At 64.2% G+C, this 17,611-nt stretch carries 15 protein-coding genes; 9 read left to right on the top strand and 6 right to left on the bottom strand.

Going from position 1 to position 17,611, the window contains the following annotated elements; all coding sequences use genetic code 11:
- Nucleotides 1–46: 46 nt before the first annotated feature.
- The gene (locus ACTIFK_RS05960; RefSeq protein WP_439542137.1) at nt 47–1,948 is read right to left on the bottom strand and encodes an ABC-F family ATP-binding cassette domain-containing protein; all 1,902 of its coding nucleotides are present in this window, start codon (nt 1,946–1,948) and stop codon (nt 47–49) included.
- Nucleotides 1,949–2,198: 250 nt separating this feature from the next.
- On the opposite strand from ACTIFK_RS05960, the gene ACTIFK_RS05955 reads away from it, so the two are divergent.
- Entirely contained in the window at nt 2,199–2,519 is a 321-nt protein-coding gene (locus ACTIFK_RS05955) for a DMT family transporter (RefSeq protein ID WP_439542136.1), read from the top strand.
- Between the two features lie 37 nt (nt 2,520–2,556).
- On the opposite strand, the gene ACTIFK_RS05950 is transcribed toward ACTIFK_RS05955, so the two are convergent.
- The gene (locus ACTIFK_RS05950; protein WP_439542135.1) at nt 2,557–2,907 is read right to left on the bottom strand and encodes a DUF3147 family protein; all 351 of its coding nucleotides are present in this window, start codon (nt 2,905–2,907) and stop codon (nt 2,557–2,559) included.
- Between the two features lie 31 nt (nt 2,908–2,938).
- Nucleotides 2,939–4,525: a GYF domain-containing protein gene (locus tag ACTIFK_RS05945; protein WP_439542134.1), complete on the bottom strand. Its 1,587-nt coding sequence runs from the start codon at nt 4,523–4,525 to the stop codon at nt 2,939–2,941.
- A gap of 357 nt (nt 4,526–4,882) precedes the next feature.
- Between ACTIFK_RS05945 and ndk the strand changes: the two genes are divergently transcribed.
- Nucleotides 4,883–5,305 carry a nucleoside-diphosphate kinase gene (ndk, locus tag ACTIFK_RS05940; RefSeq protein WP_439542133.1) on the top strand — a complete coding sequence of 141 codons (423 nt, stop codon included), beginning with the start codon at nt 4,883–4,885 and terminating at the stop codon, nt 5,303–5,305.
- Between the two features lie 261 nt (nt 5,306–5,566).
- Here ndk and ACTIFK_RS05935 read toward each other — a convergent pair whose 3' ends face one another.
- Complete coding sequence (locus tag ACTIFK_RS05935) at nt 5,567–6,931, bottom strand: cytochrome P450 (protein WP_439542132.1); 1,365 nt, start codon at nt 6,929–6,931, stop codon at nt 5,567–5,569.
- A gap of 391 nt (nt 6,932–7,322) precedes the next feature.
- The gene (purN, locus tag ACTIFK_RS05930) at nt 7,323–7,988 is read right to left on the bottom strand and encodes a phosphoribosylglycinamide formyltransferase (protein WP_439542131.1); all 666 of its coding nucleotides are present in this window, start codon (nt 7,986–7,988) and stop codon (nt 7,323–7,325) included.
- Between the two features lie 183 nt (nt 7,989–8,171).
- On the opposite strand from purN, the gene ACTIFK_RS05925 reads away from it, so the two are divergent.
- Nucleotides 8,172–8,405, top strand: coding sequence for a hypothetical protein (locus ACTIFK_RS05925; protein ID WP_439542130.1), 234 nt, complete (start codon nt 8,172–8,174; stop codon nt 8,403–8,405).
- Between the two features lie 62 nt (nt 8,406–8,467).
- On the opposite strand, the gene purM is transcribed toward ACTIFK_RS05925, so the two are convergent.
- Nucleotides 8,468–9,601, bottom strand: a complete 1,134-nt coding sequence (gene purM / locus ACTIFK_RS05920) for a phosphoribosylformylglycinamidine cyclo-ligase (protein WP_439542129.1) — start codon at nt 9,599–9,601, stop codon at nt 8,468–8,470.
- A 182-nt stretch (nt 9,602–9,783) separates the two neighbouring features.
- Here purM and ACTIFK_RS05915 point away from each other — a divergent pair, with 182 nt between their 5' ends.
- From ACTIFK_RS05915 to ACTIFK_RS05890, 6 genes are all read left to right on the top strand, one after another.
- Nucleotides 9,784–10,917 (top strand): DUF2066 domain-containing protein, encoded by a 1,134-nt coding sequence (locus tag ACTIFK_RS05915; RefSeq protein WP_439542128.1) that lies wholly within the window; start codon nt 9,784–9,786, stop codon nt 10,915–10,917.
- A gap of 185 nt (nt 10,918–11,102) precedes the next feature.
- Nucleotides 11,103–11,633, top strand: a complete 531-nt coding sequence (locus ACTIFK_RS05910; RefSeq protein WP_439542449.1) for a CDP-alcohol phosphatidyltransferase family protein — start codon at nt 11,103–11,105, stop codon at nt 11,631–11,633.
- A 110-nt stretch (nt 11,634–11,743) separates the two neighbouring features.
- Nucleotides 11,744–12,832 carry an AI-2E family transporter gene (locus ACTIFK_RS05905; RefSeq protein WP_439542127.1) on the top strand — a complete coding sequence of 363 codons (1,089 nt, stop codon included), beginning with the start codon at nt 11,744–11,746 and terminating at the stop codon, nt 12,830–12,832.
- The gene (locus ACTIFK_RS05900) at nt 12,829–13,545 is read left to right on the top strand and encodes an HdaA/DnaA family protein (RefSeq protein WP_439542126.1); all 717 of its coding nucleotides are present in this window, start codon (nt 12,829–12,831) and stop codon (nt 13,543–13,545) included. The genes ACTIFK_RS05905 and ACTIFK_RS05900 overlap by 4 nt, the downstream gene beginning before the upstream one ends.
- A gap of 92 nt (nt 13,546–13,637) precedes the next feature.
- The gene (locus ACTIFK_RS05895; protein WP_439542125.1) at nt 13,638–15,824 is read left to right on the top strand and encodes an RNA degradosome polyphosphate kinase; all 2,187 of its coding nucleotides are present in this window, start codon (nt 13,638–13,640) and stop codon (nt 15,822–15,824) included.
- Between the two features lie 120 nt (nt 15,825–15,944).
- Nucleotides 15,945–17,483: a Ppx/GppA family phosphatase gene (locus ACTIFK_RS05890; protein WP_439542124.1), complete on the top strand. Its 1,539-nt coding sequence runs from the start codon at nt 15,945–15,947 to the stop codon at nt 17,481–17,483.
- Nucleotides 17,484–17,611: the final 128 nt, after the last annotated feature.

The following is a 17,611-nucleotide window of genomic DNA, read 5'->3' as shown; positions in this document are numbered from 1 at the left end:
AGAAGGAGAGTTCCGATTTTCGTTGGCCGGATTGGACGCGTCGGCGTCAGGCGGTCGCGTCCTGTTCGGCATCCTCGTATGCGCTGGTTGCAGCGAGCCAGGCTTCCTCGACTTCGGCGAGGCGCTTCGCGGTGAGACCGCGTTCTTGCGAGACGCGGGTTGCTTTCGCGGCGTCGGCGTAGAGGTCCGGCGCGGCGAGCTGGGCATCGAGCCTGGCCAACTCGGCTGCGAGTTTCTCGACGGTCTTCTCCGCCGTTTGCATGGTCTTCTTGAGAGGCGCGAGTTCGGCGCGCCGGCCGGCGGCCGCCTTGCGCTGATCGGCGCGGCTGGCCCGCGCATCCGCGGGCGCATCGCCGTTGCTGCGCCGTTCGGCCTTTGGCGCGCGCGTTTGAAGAAGCTCGGTGCGATAGCTTTCCATGTCTCCGTCGTACGAGCGCACGGTGCCGCCGGCGACAATCCAAAGACGATCGGCCGTCGCCTCGACGAGATGCCTGTCGTGGCTGATGAGGATGACCGCGCCTTCGTATTCCGCGATGGCGTGGATGAGCGCTTCGCGGCTGTCGACGTCGAGATGGTTGGTCGGCTCGTCGAGGATCAGGAGGTGCGGCGCGTGGAAGGCGGTCAGCGCGAGCAGCAGGCGGGCTTTCTCGCCGCCCGACAGGTTCGAGCATTTCGTATCGGCCTTGTCGGCGCCGAAGCCCCAGGTGCCGAGCCGCGTGCGGCGCTGCGCTTCCGTCGCCTCGGGCATCAGCTTGACGACGTAGTCGAATGGCGTCGAGAGCGGGTTCAACTCGTCGAGCTGGTGCTGGGCGAAGTAGCCGACCGTGACGCGGTTGGCGCCGTACACGTTGCCGGTGAGTGGGGCCAGCTTGCCGCCGATCAGCTTGGCGAAGGTGGATTTGCCGTTGCCGTTGGCGCCGAGCAGCGCGATGCGGTCGTCCTGGTCGATGCGCAGGTCGAGGCCGGTCAGGATGGGCGTGGCCGGGTCGTAGCCGGCGGAGGCTTTCTCCAACCGCAGGAGCGGGCTTGCAAGCGTCTTCTCCGGGCTCGGCAGCGCGATGGGGGCGACGCGATCCTCCACGTGCGAGGCGATGGGCTGCATCTTGGCCAGCGCCTTGACGCGGCTCTGGGCCTGCTTCGCTTTCGTCGCCTTGGCCTTGAAGCGGTCGATGAACGCCTGGATGCGGCGGCGCTCGTCGTCCTGCTTCTTCTTGAGCTTGAGCTCGAGGCGCTGCCTGGCGCGCCGCGTCTCTTCGAAGTCGTCGTAGCCGCCCGCGTAAAGCGTGAGCTTGCCCTTATCGAGATGGAGGATCGCGGCGGCCGCCCGGTTCAGGAGGTCGCGGTCATGGCTCACCAGCAGCACGGTGTGCGGATACGTTTTCAGATAGCTCTCGAGCCAGAGCGTGCCTTCGAGATCGAGATAGTTGGTGGGCTCGTCCAGCAACAGGATGTCGGGCTCCAGGAACAGCACGGAGCCGAGGGCGACACGCATGCGCCAGCCGCCGGAGAACGAAGCGCAGGAGCGGCGCTGGGCTTCCTCGTCGAAGCCGAGGCCGGCCAGGATACTCGCGGCGCGGGCGGGCGCGGCGTGGGCGTGAATGTCCGACAGGCGGATCTGGATCTCGGCGATGCGATGCGGGTCGGTCGCGGTTTCGGCTTCGGCAAGCAGGCTTGCGCGCTCAAGATCGGTGGAGAGCACCCAATCGATGAGGCTGTCGTCACCGCCCGGGGCTTCCTGGGCGATGCGCCCGATGCGTGCTCCGCGCGGCAGCGTTATGCCGCCCTGGTCGGGGTGTATGTCGCCGGCGATCAGCTTGAGCAGGGTGGACTTGCCAGCGCCGTTGCGCCCGACGAGGCCCACCTTATGGCCCTCGGGGATGGCGGCAGTGGCCTCCTCCAGAATCGGCTTGCCTTCGATGCGGTAGGTGAGGTCGTTGATGTGCAGCATCGATGTGGTTCGGGCTTCCAGTCATGTCGGGGTGCGCGCGCGGCGCTGGATTGGTCTCCCTGCGCATACCCCCTCGCGGACGGCTTGTCACGCGGGCGACCAAAGGCCGCCACCTACAGCCCTCTTTAAGCGTGAAACCAGCTTGAAAGGGTCTGCGCACGCCTCTAAATCCGGTGGTGCGGGGACGCCCTCGCAATCATGGACAATTCCGCTGGGACGGCCCGGCCCTATTTCGTGGGAGGGCCGCACCATGGCCTGGATTGCACTTCTTATCGCCAGTTTTCTCGAAGTCGTCTGGTCGTTGGCCATGAAGCAGTCGGATGGCTTCACGCGGCTCGGGCCGAGCGTGCTGACCATCGTGACGATGATCAGCAGCTTCGCGCTGCTGGCAATCTCCATGAAGACGCTGCCGCTCGGAACCGCTTATCCCATCTGGACCGGTATCGGCGCGATCGGCGCATTCGTCGTGGGCATTCTGATGCTCGGCGAGACGTTGAGCGTCACGCGGATCTTGGCCGTGATCCTAATCGCATCCGGCCTCGTGCTGATGAAAATGGGATCGTCGCACTGAGGCCGCGGGTGGGCGTCGCGTTGCGGCCGGTGGCGGCTTAAATTTGGATGCCCAGCCACCGGAGCAACGCCACCATCGCGGCGTAGCTCGCACCGGTCAGTGCGATTGCAAGCGCAAGGCTCAACCAAAAACCAATTCCGCTTCTGAGAAGCAGCGGCAGGGCCAGCAGCAACGTCAGAGAGGGAAGCAGAAGCCAAAAGATGCTGTTGGCGAGGGTCGCGACTTTTTCGGCATCGCGAGTATCGACATAGAGCCAGACCATCGCCATCAGCGAGGTCAAGGGCAGGGAGGCAAGCAGCGCGCCCGCAATTGTGCTGCGTTTGGCGGCTTCCGAGGCTGAGACGACAAGAAGGCTGGTGACGAGAACTTTGACAATCTGTTCGATCATCGCCAGCCGTTTCCTACCCTGACACGCCCTACTACCCTGAGACGACGGGCTTCAGCGTTTCGAACAGCAGGCGTTCCTGGGTCGAGGGATCCTGGATCGCGAGGTGCGCGGTGAACCAGTCCTTCAGCATGCTGCAGACCCGGTCGCGTGGCGCCTTGGCGAGTTCTTTCGGATTGGCAAAGAGCCGCATGTCGGCCTGCGTCCAGCCGAGGCGGCCCAGTTCGCCCGCAAGCACGTCATAGTCGGTCTTGACGGGTGCCGGGTGCGTGGCCGGCTGAGTGCGGCCCTCGACGATGGCGGCTACGATTGCGACGAGCTGCGTTTCGATCTCGGCGCTGCGCGATGCGTCGTCGATGCGCGACAGGATCGCCGCGCTGTTCTCGCCGCGTGAGATGAACTCGTAGCAGCCGTCGCCGCCTTCACGCGAGAGCTCCTTGAGGTTGGCAAGGAACGCCGCCGCCAGCTCCTTGTGGCGCGCGGTCGATGCGGCCAAGGCGTGCGGAGCGTTCTCGCGGCGGATCTTCACGATCTCGCCGACGAGGTAGGCCGTGATCTCGGTCTGCGGTTTCTGCTCGGCGGAGAGGCGAGCTCCCTGAGTCACGATCTCCTGATAGCGCTCCGGGAACTGCTGCTTGATCGCCACCCACATGCGGCGGGCCTGCAGCTTCCGGTCCATCTCGCCCGTGTCCGGCACCACATTGGCGACGGGCGTCGCGGCGGTTTCCGCCGGCTTGCGGTCTGCCATCATGTCGGCGTTGGCGGTGGAGCCGTCGCCGGCTTTTTCGCTTTCGGCCGTGTTGCCCGCCGGCGTGTGGACGAGGGCGAAAATCTGGTCCTTGTACTGGCTGGTCAGCCAGGCGCCCGAGGCCGTCATGGCGATCAGGCCCGTCGCGACCAGCGCCATGCGGCGGCCCTTGCGCGGTGGCTCGGGCTTCGATCGCTGTGGCGCCGACATCTCGGGACGGCGCATGTCGGTCGTGATGCGGGGCCCGCCACTGGGACCGGGACCTGGTCCTGGTCCCGGGCCGGGGCCACCGGCGGGGAAGGGGCCGTTGCCCGGCATCGGATTGCCGAGCGGGCGCGTCGCCGCAAGCTGATCGGGGCCGGGCGCCCTGCCGGGGCCGGGTTGTCCAAACGGGGAATAGGGCTGGCCGGCGCCGGGCTGTCCGAGCGAAGGGCCGGGCTGGCCATGGGGGGAACCGAAGCTCGGCCCTGGCGCAGATCCGAAGCCGGGGCCAGGAGCCATCGTTTGCGGACCGGGAACTTGAAACGCGGACGACTGGGGGCCAGGACCTTGGCTCCCTGGCGACTGGTGGCCTGGAGCTTGTGCGCCGGGGGCGCCCGACTGGTGCTGCGGGCCTGCTCCTTGCGGGCCGGGCGATTGTTGCCCTGTTTGTGCAGGTCCGGCGGGTGCGTGCGCCGCCGCGGCCTGAGCTTCGGGGATCGGAAAAACCGACGCGGCCGTGCGCCAATCCGAAAAGCCTTGCCGCCAGACGAGGTCGGTCGGTTTCAGGTGAGCGAGTTCGACGAGCTTGCGAATTTCCACGTCCGAGACGGGGCCGTGCTGCCGGCCGTCCCGTGCGATGAACCACTGAAAGTTAGTGTCTGTTCCGCTCATGCCTGCTCATACCATGAAGTCCGAACGGCAGTGCAAGTCCTTAGCGCCCTGCCGGTGGCGGCGGCCCATGCCCCGTCCAAGATCCGTTCGATGTTACTTGGCCGCTATCCACAAGTTGGCCCCGTCGCTCCGATCCGCTTCAAACGTTCGTCATGGACAGCGGGGATAGTCTGTGCGATCTGCGCAGCCAGAGCCTGATCAGACATTGAATCCGGGCTTTTACAGGGCATTTTCGTCGGGTTTAGGGACGCGGGCTGCACCTGCGTTAAGCCGCCACCTTCAAAAGGCGGTGGTGTTTCCCTATAAGCCGCCGCGACAGAAGCAAGAATCGAAAGCACACGGAGACTGCGAAAGCCAATGGCCACAGAGCGCACTTTCTCTATTCTTAAACCGGACGCGACCAACCGCAATCTCACCGGCGAAATCAACGCCGTGATCGAGAAGGCCGGGCTGCGCATCGTGGCGCAGAAGCGCGTCAAGCTGTCGAAGGCTCAGGCGCAGGAGTTCTACGCCGAGCACAAAGAGCGTCCTTTCTTCAAGGAGCTCGTAAGCTTCATGACCTCGGCGCCGATCGTGCTTCAGGTCCTCGAGGGCGACGACGCGGTTGCGAAGTATCGCGAGATCATGGGCGCGACCGATCCGGAAGCCGCAAAGCGCGGCACGATCCGCAAGAAGTTCGCGCTGTCCAAGGGCGAGAACTCGGTGCACGGCTCCGACAGCCTCAAGTCCGCATCGCGCGAGATCAAGCTGTTCTTCACGGCCAAGGAAATCGTCGGCTAAAGCCGCGTTTCAGCGACATCAATCGGATACGAAAACGGGCCCTGATCGGGGCCCGTTTTTTTTGTTGGTCGATTTGGCCGGCAAGAGGATACGGCGAGGCACTTGGCCCTCCCCTTGACGGGGAGGGTGCCTTCGAGCGTAGCGAGATGGCGGGTGGGGTGACGAAGCTCGAGCTGGAATCAGCCGGCGTCCCAGTGTCATCCCCCCACCCCTGACCCTCCCCGCAAGGGGGAGGGAAAAAGCAGAGAGCAAAGCTTATTGCTAGCTCAGCTCGCGGACGCGGAACAGCAGGCCGCCGCGCGGCGTCAGGGTCACCGTGGCGTTGATGCCCGGCGGCTCGAGCCCGACGTACTCGGGACGGAAGCGGCGCAGCAGGATCGAGAGGGCCAGAGTGTTTTCCACCTGGCTCATGGCGCCGCCGATGCACGAGCGCTTGCCGGCGCCGAAGGGGATGTAGCTGTACTTCACCTGCTTCTGGGTCTTGTCCATCCAGCGCTCGGGCACGAATGCCTCCGGGTCCTTCCAGAACTTCGGATTGTGATGGGCGCCGTAGCCGAACAGTACGATGCGATCGCCAGGCAGGATCTGCTTGCCGGCGATGTTGTCTTCCTCCGTCGCGACGCGGATGAGGCTCCACACCGGGGGATAGAGGCGCATCGTCTCCTGAACGACCGAACGCGTGTACTGCAGCGCCGAATAGTCGGCCGCCGTCGGCTCGCGGTCGCCGCACACGGCTTCGCCTTCGCGGCGGATGCGTTCGGCGGCTTCAGGGTGCTTCGACGTGAGGTACAGCGCCCAGGCGAGCGTGAGCGCGGTCGTTTCCGTGCCCGCCCACAGGTACTGCTTGATCTCGTCGATCGCCTGCTGCTGGTCGAACTCCGGGATGGACGGATCTGCAACGGCCGCTTCGATCATCTTGAGGAGGGTTTTCTCGCGCTCTTCGCGCGGGTCGGCGGCGAACACGGCCGGCGGCACGCTCCACCAGGCCTCGACGGCCTTGGCGGTGTCTTCCTCCCCGACCTCGAACAGCGCGTCAGCCTGGCGCTTGAGACGGATGTCCTTGTGGTTCGACACGTCCGTGTAGGTCTTCACGCACTTGAACACGAAGTGCGGATTGAACGGCATGTCGCGATCGAACAGCGCCTTGCAGATCATGTCTGCGGCGAGAGTCCAGGTCTGCTCGACCATCTCGAACGTTTCGCCCGACTTGGCGAGTTCGCCCCAGGCGGCCATCTTCGATTTGATGGCTTCGATGAAGTAGGGGATGTAATCGCCGAAGGCGTCGGGATGGAAGGCGGGCTGCTGAGGCATACGGATCTTCTGCCAGAGCGCGCCGTCGTGCGTGATCATCGACTTGCCGAAGATCGGCTTCAGGCCGTCGAAATACTTGACGTAGTTGTCCACCTTCGTGACGAGGATGTGCTTGAAGTACTCGGGATCGGTGACGAGCACGACGCGCTGGTTGGCCATGTTGACGGGAATGACAGGTCCGTAGCGCTCCGCCATCTGCATCAGGAGGCGCATCGGGTTTTCAGGGTCTTTCAGCAAGGGCGAAAGATTGAACCAGATACTGCTCTCGTCGCCGAGGCCGAAGCCGGACTGCTGGTCTGTCGTTTCTGCGGTCATACGAATTCTCTCCGGGTCGATCCGGTGGGGCCAAAAAGGTCCCAAGCGAAGGTTTTCATCAGCGAACGCCGCCCCTTGGGCCTCGTACTGCAGAGGCCTGGGAGCGGCTTGTTCTTCTCAAGTTTGTTCGCGCCCAAGGCTTTGATTGGGCGCAAGGAATTTTGAGGCAGGCCCTCAATTCGCGCGTACTTTAGCACAGTGGCGGGTTGCCGGATGTTTCCACTGTGACCCGCGAGCGAACTTTGACGATGCGTCAGGTCATCGTCCGGCAGGCCGCTTTCCAGTGCACTCTAGGTCCGTGCGTTTCGGACTGTCCATGCGGCAGCATTGCGCTCGGCCAATCGTATACAACGGTCGATGATCTGGAACGTTCAGTATCGGGCCAATCTGGCTATGGCGAGACCAGCATCGTAGACTGGTTAATCTCAGTAATACCAGCGTCTTGCCACTGGATTTTGTCGCCATCGACGCGGACTTTTCCGGTCGCTACGAGCGCCAGCATTTGCGGATAGAGCACATGCTCGGCAGCCAGGACGCGGGCGGCCAGGGTCGCGGCCGTGTCCGAGGCAAGAACCGGCACGGCCGCCTGTCCGATAATCGGGCCGGCATCCATTTCCGCGCTGACGAAATGAACCGTGCAGCCGGCGATGCGAACGCCGGCTTCGAGGGCGCGTTCGTGGGTTTTCAGGCCCTTGAAGACGGGCAGAAGCGACGGGTGGATGTTGATCATGCGCCCGTACCAACGCGCGACGAACGATGCCGTCATGAGCCGCATGAAGCCCGCGAGGGCCACGATGTCGACGCGCGACAGCTCGAGCACGTTCTGGAGCTGGCCTTCAAAATGCTCGCGGCTCTCGTAATGCTTGTGATCGAAGCCCAGCACCGAAAGGCCCTGCGCCTTTGCCCACGCGAGGCCGGGTGCATCCGGCCGGTTTGCGATCACGAGGGCGATCTCGACCGGGTAATCGGGCGCGCGGGCGGCCTCGACGAGGGCCTGCATGTTGGAGCCGCGGCCTGAGATGAGGATCGCGATGCGGGGTTTGGCGGGTGCGGTCATTTTTTGAGATCAGCTGAGGCGGAGGTTACGGGTGAGGCTGGCGGCGTTAATGCGGGTCATGCGGGTCTTGGCGGCCGGCGTTTGGGGGCTTGCAGCGCTGCGTTTCGAGGAACAGGCGGCACTGCGTGTTCGTTCGTGCTATATCATTATTCCTGGATTGAGCCATGTGGAGGCGTAAGCAAGATGGATTTCACGCTCCAAAAAGGGAAACGATACAAGTCGGTCGTCACCTTGGGCTTCGTCGAGCGTATCGCGAGCAACGAGATGATTGCCGGCAAGTTTCAAGCTGCGGGCTTTACCGACGTCAAGGTGACGGGTGAAGGCGGAACGCGGTATGCGGAAGGTATCTGGAACCAGGACAACGTCCGGCCGACCTATCCTCCGCAAATCAGCGACATCTCCGAAATCGTAGCGTAGCAGCGCCCGAACCCACGATGCGAGGCGGTCTCGCGTCGCCGGCTGCGCTTCGGGATCGTCGCTCAGCCGATGAACTTCAGCGCGCCCTCATAGGTAACCGCCCACGCCTCGCCCTTGCCTTTGGCGGTGCTCTTCTCGCCACCGGGCGGAGTAACCTCGCCAATAATGACCGGTGCCTCGCCCCATTCGTGCATCAGGCGAACGAGGGCATCGGCCCCGTCTTTGGCCACGACGGCGACCATGCCGATCCCGCAGTTGAACGTGCGCAGCATTTCCGCGTCGGACAGGCGGCCTGCCTTGGCGAGCCAGCCGAAGACCGCCGGCGCATGCCAGCTTGTGAGATCGACGGTCGCGGATACCGTCGGCGGCAAAACGCGCGGCAGATTTTCCGAAAGACCGCCGCCCGTGATGTGCGACAGGGCCTTGATGGGGCCTTCCATGGCGCCCCCACAGGCTTCGAGCGCCGAGAGCACGGGCTTGACGTAGATGCGGGTCGGCTCGAGCAGGGCGTCGGCCAGCGACACGCCCGGAGCAAACGGCGCGGGATCGTCCCAGCCGAGCTTTTCCTCGGCGGCGAGGCGGCGCACCAGCGAGTAGCCGTTCGAGTGCACGCCGGAGGACGGCAAGCCGATAATCAGGTCGCCGACCGTCACATCGGGGCGCGGGAGGATCTCGCCGCGCTCGACGGCGCCGACGGCAAAGCCCGCCAAATCGTAATCGGCGCCCTTGTAGTGGCCGGGCATCTCCGCCGTTTCGCCGCCGATCAGGGCGCAGCCGGCTTGGCGGCAGCCTTCGCCGATGCCGGACACGACGGACGTTGCGGTCGCGACATCCAGCTTGCCGACGGCAAAATAATCGAGAAAGAACAGCGGCTCCGCGCCCTGGACGACGAGATCGTTGACGCACATGGCGACGAGATCGATGCCGATGGTGGCATGGCGGCCGGTGTCGATGGCGATGCGGAGCTTGGTGCCCACGCCGTCATTGGCCGCGACCAGGATCGGATCGCGGTAGCCGGCGCGCTTGAGATCGAACAGGCCGCCGAAGCCGCCAAGGTCGGCGTCGGCCCCCGCACGTCGGGTGGAGCGGGCAATTCCCTTGATCGCCTCGACGAGCGCGTTGCCGGCGTCTATGTCTACCCCCGACTCGCGGTAGGTGATGCTCGGTGCGGGCGAACCGTCCGTTGGGTGGCTCATACGTCCTCAAAATGAGCTCGGGCAGCAGGGTTTGATCCCTATTTTCGCCCGAATGTCGTCAGGAGATGGCCTCGTACCAGCTCATGGGCGGATCGGCAACGGACAAGGGCGCTACGGCGAGCTTGGGTCGCGGTTGTGAATGCCCCCGGCGGCGGGGATGCGAAATGCGCTGGAGGCTGGTTTTGAGACGTCACACGCCGAATTGCCGCCCCGGGCGATTTGCTTATTTTGCGCACATCGCCCGGCCGCTGCTGGCCGCCGCGGCAGGTGTCGCGATCCTCGTGCATCCGGTTTCGGCCGCCCCGCGCGACAAGGTCTACACGATCGCCAACTATCCCGTTGAGGCGACCGCCAAGGACGCGGTTGCGGCGAAAGAGAAAGCGCACGCGGATGGGCAGCAGGCTGCATTCGGAGCGCTCCTCAAGCGCCTCGTGCCCGTGACGGCGTACGCGCAGATCGACCGCTTGAAGTCTATGCAAGCCGCCAACTTCGTCGATGGCGTCGCGATCCGTTCGGAGAGCAATTCGCGGACGGAATATATCGCCAGCCTCGATTTTTCATTTCAGCCGGATGCCATTCGCGGCCTTCTCAAGCGCGAAGGCGTACCGTTCGTCGAAGAGCAGTCGCCGACGCTCGTGCTCATTCCCGTGATGACGCAGAGCGACCCAAGCGGCGGTGTCCGGTTCCGTCCGGGCGGCGACACGTGGACCAAGGCGTGGAAGGTGCTCGACCTCGAAAACACGCTCACGCCGATGCGCATCGAGGCCCTGCTGCCGTCGATCCAGGACGACACGATCAATGCGGCGCTGGCCGGCGGCGATACCGCCGAGCGCGTTCTGACGACCGAATACAAGGCCGATTTCGTGATGTTCGCCATTGCGGAGATCGACGAGTCGAACAAGCAGCTCAATGTCACGCTGGCCGGCATCGATGCGGCCGGGCTCGTGTCATGGCGGCGCGGGTATCATCTCGAAGGCGGCGATGTCAGCTACGCCATGGAACTCGCGGCGGTCGTGACGCAGGGCGTGCTCGAAGGCCGGTGGAAGGTCGCCAAGGGCGAGGACGGCGGCGGCGCGGGCGGGATCATCCAGATGGCGGTTGCCTATTCGACGCTTGAAGAATGGGACGACATGCGCCGGCATATCCTTGAGACACCGGGTGTCGACGATGTTCGGATCGGGACGGTGTCATCGAATTCCGCGGATGTGTCGGTGCGTTATCCCGGCGGCGGGACCAGCCTCGCGGCGGCGCTCGCGCGGCAGGGCCTCACACTCTCCGGTAGCGGCCAGGCCTGGTCGCTTCGGTCCGGATATTGAGTTAATTAGAACGTCCTCTACCCCGGCGGGTGGTGCCGGACGACCTACCCTTTCCCCATGCGTCCACCTGTGTCCGACGGACTAGCGCAACAGGGTCACGACGTGACATGGTTCGCACGACATCAAGAAGAAACGTCGGGCAAGAGTAGAGAATGGTTGTTTTTCGCGTTTCGGGCCCACGGCATTTGAACCTTCCTAACCTCATCACATTGGGCCGGGTGATCCTGGTGCCAATCGTTTTCTGGCTGCTGGTCTCGGGGCAGACGCAACTTGCATTCATGGTCTTCGTGCTTGCCGGCGTTTCCGATGCGGTCGACGGGTTCATTGCCAAGCGGTTCGGTCTGTCGACCGAACTCGGCGCCTATCTCGATCCGCTGGCCGACAAGCTGCTGATCGTTTCGATCTTCGTCGCGCTTGGCGTGCGGGGCGCGCTGCCGTCTTGGCTCGTGATCGCGGTGGTCTCGCGCGACATCCTGATCGTGGTCGGCGTCATGCTCTCGTGGCTGCTCGACAAGCCCGTGCGCATCAGCCCGCTGGCCGTCAGCAAAGCCAATACCGTGGCGCAGATCGTGCTCGCCGGTGTCGTACTGGCGGATGACGGTTTCGGGCTCGGCCTGGAAGCGCTCCGGATCGGGCTCGTCTGGGTGGCCGGTATCCTCACCATCGCTTCGCTCTATGCGTATCTGCGGGCTTGGCTTCGGCACATGTCGGGGTAAAGTCCGCGACAGTGGTCAAGCGCGTGACCGTGCACCGGCGCGCGCATGACACGCCTGTTTTGGCGAAGCTTTGCGTTTTGGCGAAGCATTGAGGACATTGAGGAGACACGATGCGGGCGGAGCGGCAGGTCCTGTTCTGGATGACGGCGGCCGCACTGCTGATCCTCACGATCGCGGTGCTCAAGGATATTCTGCTGCCGTTCGTGGCCGGCATCGCCATCGCCTATTTTCTCAGTCCGCTTGCCGACAAGCTGGTCGAACTGGGATTGAACCGCGTCGTCGCCTCGCTGCTGATCGTCGTGACGCTCGTCGTCCTGGCGGTCGCAAGTCTTGTCCTTATCGTGCCGGTCATCCTTTCGCAGGCGCAGGACCTCGCGGCCGCATTGCCGGGTGAGGTGACGCGGCTTCGGGAAGGGGCGGACGCGTGGGCACGGGCACGTTTCGGGCCGGGGTTCACCGGCCTCGATACGCAGATCGGGCGCGCGACCGAGGCGCTGTCGGAGAACTGGGCGAGCCTAGCTGGTTGGGCCGCGACATCGATCTGGAGCCGCAGCCTCGCGATCGTCAATTTTCTGGCATTGCTGCTCGTGACGCCGCTCGTGGTGTTCTATCTGCTGATCGACTGGCATCCCATGCTGCAAAAAATCGATGGCTGGCTGCCCCGGGGACATGCGTCCTCCGTGCGGGCGCTGGCGACGGACATGAACGATGCCGTTGCGGCGTTCGTGCGCGGGCAGGGCACCGTGTGCCTGATCCTCGGCGCCTTCTACGCCATCACACTCACCGCCATCGGCTTGAACTACGGCCTGCTGATCGGGCTCGTGACGGGCGCGCTCGCATTCGTGCCCATCGTGGGCTGGCTGATCGGCTTTCTCACCGCGACGACTGTCGCCATCGTGCAGTTCTGGCCGGACATGCTGCCGATCCTACTCGTCGTCGCCGTATTCATTGCAGCGCAAGCGCTCGACGCGGGCTTTCTCGGCCCGACGATCGTCGGATCCAAAATCGGGCTGCATCCCGTGTGGCTGATCTTCGCGCTCTTCGTTTTCAGCTATCTGTTCGGCTTCGTGGGCACGCTCATCGCTGTACCACTCGCCGCCGCGCTCGGCGTGCTGATCCGGTTCGCAATCGACGTCTATCTCAAGAGCCCCGTCTATCAAGGCTCGCCCGATCCACTCCTGCGCGAGACGGCCCCATGACACTCGGCGCTAAAGAGACGCCGCAGCAACTCGTCCTCGCTTTGCCGCACCGGCAGGCGCAGGAGGCGGAGGACTTCCTCGTCAGCCGGTCGAACGCGGCTGCCGTGGACCTGGTCGATAAGTGGCCCGAATGGTTGCAGCCCTCGCAGCTCGTGGTCGGTCCTGCCGGGTCCGGCAAGAGCCATCTGGCCAATGTCTGGCGGCGCCGCTCGGGCGCGGCGGTCGTGGCGGCGTGCGCCCTCGACGAGGCCGTGGTGCGCGACTTCGAGGTCAAGCCCGCGCTGGTGGTGGAGGATATCGACCGGGGCGTGGGCAACGAACAGATCCTGTTTCATCTGTTGAATCTCGCGCGCGAGAAATCAGGTGCGCTGCTCATGACGTCACGCGTGGCGCCGGGCGAGATCGCCATCACGTTGCCGGATCTCCGGTCGCGGCTGAGGGCGACGTCGCCGGTGCAGATCGCCTCGCCGGACGAGTCCCTGATCCGTTCGGTGCTGGTGAAACTGTTTTCGGATCGCCAACTCATGGTCGAACCGCATGTCGTGAGCTACCTCGCGCTGCACATGGAGCGCTCGATGGACGCGATCCTGCGCGTGGTGGCGCATTGCGACCGGCTTTCGCTCGCCGCCCAACGCAAGGTGACGCGGGCGATCGCCGCGGCGGCGCTCGCCGCTGACAGGCCTGCCGAAGGGCTTGAGGAGTATGACGAATAAGCCCCTGTCGGGCTGTCCCACTTCATCATACTGTCGCAATAGACACGCCTCATCCCGGTCGATTGGACCGGATTCTGCAGGAACACCAAAAAATGGCCTCGACGAGATCTAAGACCAAAGCGTCCGAAGTCAGGGCTCCGGCGCTGGAGGTCCCTGAGGGCCCGGCCCGGTTCTACAACCGCGAGCTGTCATGGCTGCAGTTCAACCGCCGCGTCCTCGAAGAAGCGCAGAACAAGAACCATCCCGTGCTCGAGCGCTTGCGGTTCCTGTCCATCTCGGCATCCAACCTCGATGAATTCTACATGGTGCGCGCGGCCGGCATCTATGGCCAGATCGCAGCCGGTGTGACGACGCTGACGCAGGACGGGCTGACGCCGCAGAAGCAGCTTGCCGAGGTCAATCGCTTCGCGGCGCGGCTGGTCGCGGACAAGCAGGCGTGCTGGATCGAAGTCAAGCGGGACATGGCGACGGCGGGAATCGCCATCGTCGAGCCGGCCGACCTCACCGCGCCCGAGAAGATCTGGCTCGAACGCCTGTTCATGTCGCACGTGTTTCCGATCCTGACGCCGATCGCCGTCGACCCGGCGCATCCATTCCCGTTCATCCCCAACCTCGGCCTGACGATGGCCGTGTGGATGCAGCGCAAGAGCGACGCCAAATCGATGAGCGGCCTCATTCCCATTCCGGGCCAGCTCGAACGCTTCATCCGCTTGCGCGCCGAAGGCAGTACCGAGGAGCAGATCCGGTTCATCCGGATGGAAGCGCTGATCAGCATGTTCATCTCGGAGCTGTTTCCCGGCTTCGACGTCAACAGCCAGGGCGCTTTCCGCGTGTTGCGCGACAGTGACGTGGAGCTGCAGGAAGAAGCCGAGGATCTGGTGCGGTCGTTCGAGACGCTGCTCAAGCGGCGGCGCCGCGGGCATGTGATCCGTCTCGAACTCGACGCGAAGATGCCCGACAGACTGAAGAAGTTCGTCATCGACGAGCTGGAGGTCGGCGAGGAATCCGTTTTCATCAAGGAAGGGTTGCTCGGCCTTTCGGACACCTCGCAATTGATCGTTTCGAACCGGCCGGATCTGATCTTCAAGGTCTACAATCCGCGCTTTCCGGAGCGTATCCGCGAATTCAACGGCGACTGCTTCGCGGCCATCAGCAAGAAGGACATCATCGTCCACCATCCGTACGAGAGCTTCGACGTGGTGGTGCAGTTCCTGCGGCAGGCGGTGGCCGATCCGAACGTGATGGCGATTAAGTGGACGCTCTATCGCACCAGCAACGACAGCCCCATCGTGCAGGCACTGAAGGAAGCGGTGGAGGCGGGCAAATCGGTCACCGCCGTCGTCGAGCTGAAAGCGCGCTTCGACGAGGCCGCCAACATCCGCTGGGCGCGCGACCTCGAAAAATCCGGCGTGCACGTTGTGTATGGGTTCATCGAGCTGAAGACGCATGCGAAGCTCGGGCAGATCGTGCGGCGCGAGAACTCCGAGCTGGTGACCTACTGCCATATCGGCACGGGCAACTATCACTCGCAAACGGCGCGCATCTATACAGACCTGTCGCTGTTCACGACGGACTCGGGGATTGCACGGGACGCCACGCGTATTCTCAACTTCGTCACGGGTTACGGCGAGCCGACGGAACTCGAGCACATGGCGGCCAGCCCGCGCGGTATCCGCAACCGGATCGTGGGCCATATCCGAGGCGAGATCGCGCACGTGAAAGCGGGCCGTCCCGGTGCGATCTGGATGAAGATGAACTCCCTCGTCGATGCGCAGATCATCGACGCGCTCTACGAGGCCAGTCAGGCGGGCGTTGAGATCGATCTCGTCGTGCGCGGCGTTTGTTGCCTGCGGCCCGGCATTCCGGGCCTGTCCGAGAACATCCGCGTCAAAAGCATCATCGGCCGCTTCCTCGAGCATGCGCGGATCTACTGCTTCGGACAGGGTGAAGGGCTGCCCTCGCCGGCGGCGGCCGTCTACATCAGCTCGGCCGACATGATGCCGCGCAACCTCGATCGGCGCGTCGAGGCGATGGCGCCGATCAAGAACGCGACCGTGCACGAGCAGGTGCTCGATCAGATCATGGTGGCCAATCTCAAGGACAATCAGCAGAGCTGGGAGATCAAGGGCGATGGCTCGTCGTCGCGAATCGTTCCGGCGGAGGGCGAGGCGCCGTTCAACGCCCACAAATATTTCATGACAAACCCATCGCTCTCCGGCCGCGGTCAGGCGCTTAAGGATCATTTCCCGCCGCGTTTCGATTTCATGCAAAAAGACTAGACCGTGTCCGTCCGACCCCCTATCAGGAGACCATCGTGCGCTGGCCGGGAGACGCATCAGCCCGGGCAGATCAACGCACATTGCCGTTGGTCATAGGCACGAGTCTGGGCAGCATCTTTGGTGAGCTTGACGCAGGTGTTCGGCGGGCGGGGAAAAGCGGTGGAGCTTGAACCGCTTGGCGTGATCGACATCGGGTCGAACTCGGTGCGCCTCGTCGTATATGAAGGCGCCGTGCGCGCCGCGCTTCCTATCTTCAACGAAAAAGTTCTCTGCGGTCTCGGCAAGTCGATCGTGTCGACGGGACGGCTCGGAGACGAAGGCGTCGAGCGGGCGCTGGAAGCGCTGAGCCGCTTCCGCGTCATCGCGCGCATCCTCAAGGTGAAAAACCTACGTGTGCTGGCGACAGCCGCCGTGCGCGAGGCCGAAGACGGGCGCAGCTTCATCCAGCGCGCGGAACGTGCGGCGGGAACGCGCATCGAAGTGCTGTCCGGCGAGAAGGAAGCCCAGCTTGCCGCATACGGCGTCCGGATGGGCTTCTGGGAGATCGACGGCACGGCTGGTGATCTCGGCGGCGGCAGCCTGGAGCTGATCGAGATCAACCGGGAGGCGATCACCAATGCGTCGACCCTGCCGCTCGGCGGGCTCCGGCTGATCGACCAGACCGGCAACAAGATCGATCGTGCGTTGCCCGTCGTCGATGAGGCGTTCGCGAAGACGAATTGGATGATCGGCGGACGCGGCCGGCCGTTCTACGCCGTCGGTGGAACGTGGCGCGCGCTGGCCAAGCTGCACATGGTGCAGACGAACTATCCGCTGCGCGTCATGCAGGGCTATGCCGTTTCGACGCGCGAGATGATCGAGTTCTGCCAGTTTATCCGGCGGCACAAGAAGCTGGCAACGCTGCCGGGCATGCAGGAAGTGGCGCGGGCGCGGCGCGAGGTCGTCCCGTTCGGGGCGCTCGTGCTGGAACGCCTGCTCGAATCGATGGCGCCGTCCGAGGTCGTGCTCTCGGTCTACGGCATTCGCGAGGGACTGCTTTACAGCCTCATGACCCGGCATGAGCAGGCGAAGGATCCGCTGCTCTGCTTCTGCGAGGATTATGCCCGATTGCGTTCGCGGTCGGTTGTGCACGCGCAGGAGCTGTGCAGCTGGACCGACGCGCTGTTTGACGGCGAGGGGCCGAAGGAAACACCCGAAGAACGCCGGTTGCGCTATGCCGCGTGCCTGCTCTCGGACATCGGATGGCGAGCGCATCCCGATTATCGTGGTGAGCAGAGCCTCAACGTGATCGCGCATGCCGGGCTATCGGGCATCGATCATCCGGGTCGCATCTTTCTTGCCCTGGCGGTCTATCATCGGCATGTCGGGTCGGACGACGGAGCCGCCATCGACGCGCTGTCGACACGCCTCAGGCTCACGATCAGCAAACGGGCGCAGAAACGTGCGCGAATCATCGGTGCGGCCGTCCGCGCCGCCCATATGCTGTCGATCGGCATGCCCGGCGTGATCGACGAGACCCAGCTGTTCCACGAAGGCACGAAGCTGGTTCTGACATTGCCCAAGAGCTATGTGGCATTGGATGGGGAGCGCCTGCGGCGGCGCTTCGGGGTGTTGGCGGCGCTGCTGCTGCGCGAGCCGGAAATCCGCATCGTCCCTTAGCGCTGCGGCGCCCACCTCATTTTGCGCTGGTCTCGCCCCGTCGAGATTTCGTATCAATCGGCGTCGCGTGGAGCGCTTGGCTGCTCCCACGGCGGAACAAATACCTTCACGCCTAGGATGCTCGCCTG

Origin of the sequence: Hyphomicrobium sp., from assembly GCF_051860585.1 — a bacterium.
Classification (GTDB): Bacteria; Pseudomonadota; Alphaproteobacteria; order Rhizobiales; family Hyphomicrobiaceae; genus Hyphomicrobium_C.
This window is presented reverse-complemented; position numbering and strand designations above follow the sequence as displayed.